Origin of the sequence: Thermomonas sp., assembly GCF_020850895.1 — a bacterium.
GTDB lineage: Bacteria > Pseudomonadota > Gammaproteobacteria > Xanthomonadales > Xanthomonadaceae > Thermomonas.
The window spans coordinates 1-4513 of record NZ_JADZDS010000077.1; the positions used below are offsets into that span (position 1 = coordinate 1).

Below are 4513 nucleotides of genomic sequence, written 5' to 3' on the forward strand. Positions count from 1 at the left end.
AGCCCACCGCCAACGCGCCCTTGCCGACGTTCACGATGCCGGGCAGGCCCATGAAGGTCTCGTACACGTCGACCTTATTTTCTGCGCAGATCTCGCGCAGCCTCGAGTAGCCGGGCAGGGTGCGCATATCGTCGAGGTTGCCGCCGTAGGACAGTACGACGCTGGGGGTAAGGAGGCCCTCGCGCACGCGTTTGCCGGTGAACATGAACATCTTCTCGGCCGCATGCTCGAAACCCTTGACCTTGCCCACGGGTCCGGTCTCGCCACGGTTGCAGTGCAGGATCGGCTTGATGTCGAGTGCGGTGCCCATGAAGGCACTGAACAGGCTCACGCTGCGGTCGCCGCGGATACGGGTGCGGTTGCGCAGGTAATAGAGGTCGCGCGGGACCATGTAGGCATGCACGTTCTGGACCAACGATTCCAGGCTGTTGCGGATCTTGGGCGGCGCCTCCCCCGCATCGCGCAAGCGCGCGGCTTCGATCACCACCACGGCGGGGCCGGGGAACACGTTCTGGCTGTCGATCACGCGCAGTGAGAACGGCGTGTTGTTGCCGGCCTGGGCGCGGATCGGCTTGTAGTCGTTCAGAATCGAATAACTGGCCTGCACCGCGTTGTCGTAGATGCCGCTGCGGCTGGCTGCGGTGGTGATGCAGAACACGTAGTCGTAGTCGAAGACCAACTTGTTCAGGAACAGGTCGTGCACGTCCTGCACGCTGTAGGGGGTACTGACCGCCTCGAACGCGCGTTCGCCGGTCTCGCCGGTGAGGAAGCTCATCGTTGCTTCCTCGTTGCGAACGTCGGCGAGCACCGCATTGCCGATCTGGATCGTCACCGGCATGATGGTGATGGTTTCCTTTTCGAGGAACTCGTTCGGCACGTCGCAGGCCGAATCCATGATGATTCCGATGCGCATACCCACCTCCATCGAGTGACCATACTGGTGCGAACGTACCGCAAACACCGTCAAATTGCACCGTTTTTAAACGGCGACGGTGCCGCCACCCGGAAAAGGTGCCTGTTCAGGGGCATTCCCCGCGTGAAGACAGGCGGCGCAAGGTAGGATGCTTGGGAGTCGGTCGCCACGCGGATCCGGCCGATGCGGGTGGGGGATGAGCATGCTGACAGGGCGAAGGACGGCAAGGAGTCACGAGCAATGATGCCGTCCGACATCGTGGGATTCTGGCGTGACGCCGGCGTCGCGAAATGGTTTCGCGGCGGCGCGGCATTCGACGAAGACTGCCGCTCACGGTTTGGCGAAGCCCACCACGTGGCGGCTCGGCGCAAGATGGATATCTGGATGCGCGAGCCGGACGGTGCGCTGGCGCTGGTGCTGTTGCTGGACCAGATCCCGCGCAACATCTTTCGCAACAGTGCGCATGCCTTTGCGACCGATCCACTGGCACGCATGCATGCATCGACGGCGATCGCGGCTGGATTTGACGCACGGGTTGATCCGGACCTGCGCCTGTTCTTCTACCTGCCGTTCGAGCATTCCGAATCGATGGACGACCAAGATCGATCGGTGGCCTTGTTCAAGTCAATTGGGCCCGGGGTGTTCCTCGACTATGCAGTCGTCCACCGCGATGTGATCGCGACCTTCGGTCGCTTCCCGCACCGCAATCATGTGCTGGGTCGCGAGAACACGCCCGAAGAACAGGCGTGGTTGAACGCAGGCGGCGGGTTCTGACGCTTTGGGCAACGCTGATTGAGTCGGCGTTGCCTGCCGACCATGGATGGTCGGCCGCGGATCGATCACCGCAGTGATTGATCCGCGTGAGCTGCGTCCGGGCATGCACCGGGCGCCGCGTGTGCTGACACGCCCAGGAGGGACTTGTTCAGCATTGTCTTCGATCAACCGGGGTGCCTGCACAACCCCTTGCCCGGGAGGCCAGTGCAGGCTGTCGGCTCAGTCGTGCGGGACCGAGGAGTCGATCCCGGCCCAAGCGTTGGTGCCGCCGGCGATGTTGTAGACCTTGGTGAAGCCGAGTGCGCGGAAGTGTTCCGCTGCTTGCGCACTGCGTGCGCCGGCCTGACACAGGAACGCCAGTGGCTGGTCCTTGGGCAGGGCTTCGATTTCCTCGACGCCGTCGTCGAAATTGCGACTGGCGACCGGGATTCCCGCAAGTGCACGTTCCTCGGCGGGCCGCACGTCGACGATGGTCAACGAGCCGGCTTCGACTCGGGCGCGGGCTTCTGCCGGTGTCAGCGATCCGACTTTCGGCGGCGCGTTCGGATTGTCGATCACCAAGCCCTTGCCGCGGGCATCGTCGGCCCAATCGATGTGCATGCCGCGCGCGCGCTGTGCGCTGACCAGGTCGAACTGGGCGCGGATGCCGGCGGATTCGGCGACGATTGCGGAGTCGTCGCGTTCCGCAAGCTGCAGGCGGGCATTGAAGCCGCGGTCGATTTCGATCTGCAGCGCATAGCCGGGGCCGGCGTTGTCCAGCGCCTGCTTCAGCATCTGCGCGGCGGCCGGGGTGATGGTGATCTGCGGCGGCGTGCGGTCAGGTGCCGGCAGGCCCAGCGCCGCGTGCAGCTCACCGCTGGCGGCCATCTGGGTGATGATGTCGGCACCGCCGACCAGCTCGCCGTGGATGTAGAGCTGCGGGATGGTCGGCCAGTCACCGAAGACCTTGATGCCTTCGCGGATTTCCGGGTCAGCCAGCACATTGACGTGGCCATAGGTCGCACCGGCCGCGTCCAGCGCGCCGACGGCCTTGGCCGAGAAGCCGCACTGCGGCGCGTCCGGGCTGCCCTTCAGGAACAGGACGACGGGATGGGCGGCCAGCACCGCTTCGATACGGGCGCGCAGGGCAGGTTCAAGGGACATGGCGGAGCTTCCGGATCGCGAAGGGAAGCCGCCATTTTACGGCTTCCCGCGTGCCGGTCGCTGATCGAGGTCAGGCCACCGCGCTGCGGGGCTTGCATTCCGCACGGCGCGTGAGCACGCGGTCGATGCGCTTGAACACTTCGCCCAGGACTGGCGCTTCCGGCAGCAGGGTGACGCGGAAATGTTCGCGATAGGGCACGTTGAAGCTGGTGCCGGGGACGATCAGCACGTCTTCCTGTTCCAGCATGTCCAGCGCGAACTCGTGGTCATCGAAGCCACGGGCGGCATCGCCGACCACGCGCGGGAAGCCGTACAGCGCCCCTGCCGGTGCCACCAGCGACAGATGCTCGCTCGCCGCGCAGGCCTCGATCAATGCCTTGCGGGTTTCGAACAGGCGGCCACCGGGGCGGCACAGCGGGGTGATGGTGTCGGTGCCGTGCAGGGCTTGCTCGATCGCGAATTGCCCCGGCACGTTGGCGCACAGCCGCAGCGCGCCGAGCAGGTCGAGCGCGTGGTGGAAGTCGCCGCAGGCCAGCGGATCGCCGCTCAGCACCGCCCAGCCCACCCGCCAGCCGCAGGCGCGGTGGACCTTGGACAGCCCGCCGAAGCTCATGCAGGGCAGGTCGCCGGCCAGCGGCGCCACCGGCTGGAACACCGCGTCGTCGTACAGGATGCCGTCGTAGATTTCATCGACCAGCAGCAGCAGGCGATAGCGGCGGGCGATCTCGACGATCCGCTCCAGCAGCGCCTTCGGATAGTTCGCGCCGGTCGGGTTGTTGGGGTTGATCAGGACGATCGCGCGGGTGCGCGAGGACACCAGCGACTCGATCTGCTCCGGATCGGGCAGGAAGCCGTTGTCACGGTCGCATTTGTAATAGACCGGGCGGCCGTCGTTCAAGATGGTCGCCGCCGACCACAGCGGGTAGTCGGGCGAGGGCACCAGCACTTCCTCGCCCGGGTTCAGCAGGGCGCGCAGCGAGATGTCGATCAGCTCGGACACGCCATTGCCCACGAACACCCGCTCAGGCGAGGCATTGGGCGTGCCGCGCTGCTTGTGGAAGGCGGCAATCGCCTCGCGCGCTTCCGGCAGGCCTTGCTGGTGGGTGTAGGGATCGGTGCGGGCGATGCCGCCGGCGATTGCATCTTGCAGGTGTTCGGGGGCGCGAAAGCCGAATGCGCCGGGATTGCCGATGTTGAGCTTGATCAGCTTGCGCCCGTTGGCCTCCATCTCGCGCGCGCGCCGCGCCAACTCCCCCCGGATTTCGTAGCGAACTTCACTCAGGCGGGTGCGGGTGGCGATCTTGTGACGGGGGTTGAAGGCGGACATGGGGAAACGGCAGAAAAAACGGAGCGCATAGCCTAGCGGAAATGAATGCGAAGGGCTGGATTTGGATCAAGTAAGGCGGGAGGAAGTATTGCCATACTCTGGGCGAGCTGGCGGAGGCGGCGTTGATGGCGGGATGGCGGCTGCAGGTCTTGCTGTGCACACTGGCGCTGGTCGCCGGTGGCGCCATGGCGCGCGACCGGCCGCCGGTTCCGGCTGCAGCCGCAGCGCACCCCGTGGTGGTGCCGACCATCGCCGCGCCGACGATTACTACCTATGGTAGCCAACACGGACTCGCCGACGACGCCTGGAATACGGTGGCGCAGGACGCACGGGGCGTGGTCTGGGCAGGGTCGGCC

General features: G+C 65.7%; 5 protein-coding genes. 2 read left to right on the forward strand and 3 right to left on the reverse strand.

Translation table 11 applies throughout. The annotated features are described in order from the left end of the window. On the reverse strand, positions 1-913 hold a 913-nt coding region (locus IT472_RS07095; RefSeq protein ID WP_297180346.1), incomplete at its 3' end, for a DegV family protein. 240 nt (positions 914-1153) lie between these two features. Between IT472_RS07095 and IT472_RS07100 the strand changes: the two genes are divergently transcribed. Further along, positions 1154-1687, forward strand: a complete 534-nt coding sequence (locus IT472_RS07100; RefSeq protein WP_297180348.1) for a DUF924 family protein — start codon at positions 1154-1156, stop codon at positions 1685-1687. Positions 1688-1906: 219 nt separating this feature from the next. On the opposite strand, the gene grxD is transcribed toward IT472_RS07100, so the two are convergent. Then, a complete protein-coding gene (grxD, locus tag IT472_RS07105; protein WP_297180350.1) occupies positions 1907-2830 on the reverse strand; it encodes a Grx4 family monothiol glutaredoxin in 924 nt (307 codons plus the stop codon). 70 nt (positions 2831-2900) lie between these two features. Beyond that, positions 2901-4157 carry a pyridoxal phosphate-dependent aminotransferase gene (locus IT472_RS07110; protein ID WP_297180351.1) on the reverse strand — a complete coding sequence of 419 codons (1257 nt, stop codon included), beginning with the start codon at positions 4155-4157 and terminating at the stop codon, positions 2901-2903. A 125-nt stretch (positions 4158-4282) separates the two neighbouring features. Between IT472_RS07110 and IT472_RS07115 the strand changes: the two genes are divergently transcribed. After that, a partial coding sequence (locus tag IT472_RS07115; protein ID WP_297180353.1) for a hypothetical protein occupies positions 4283-4513 on the forward strand: 231 nt, incomplete at its 3' end.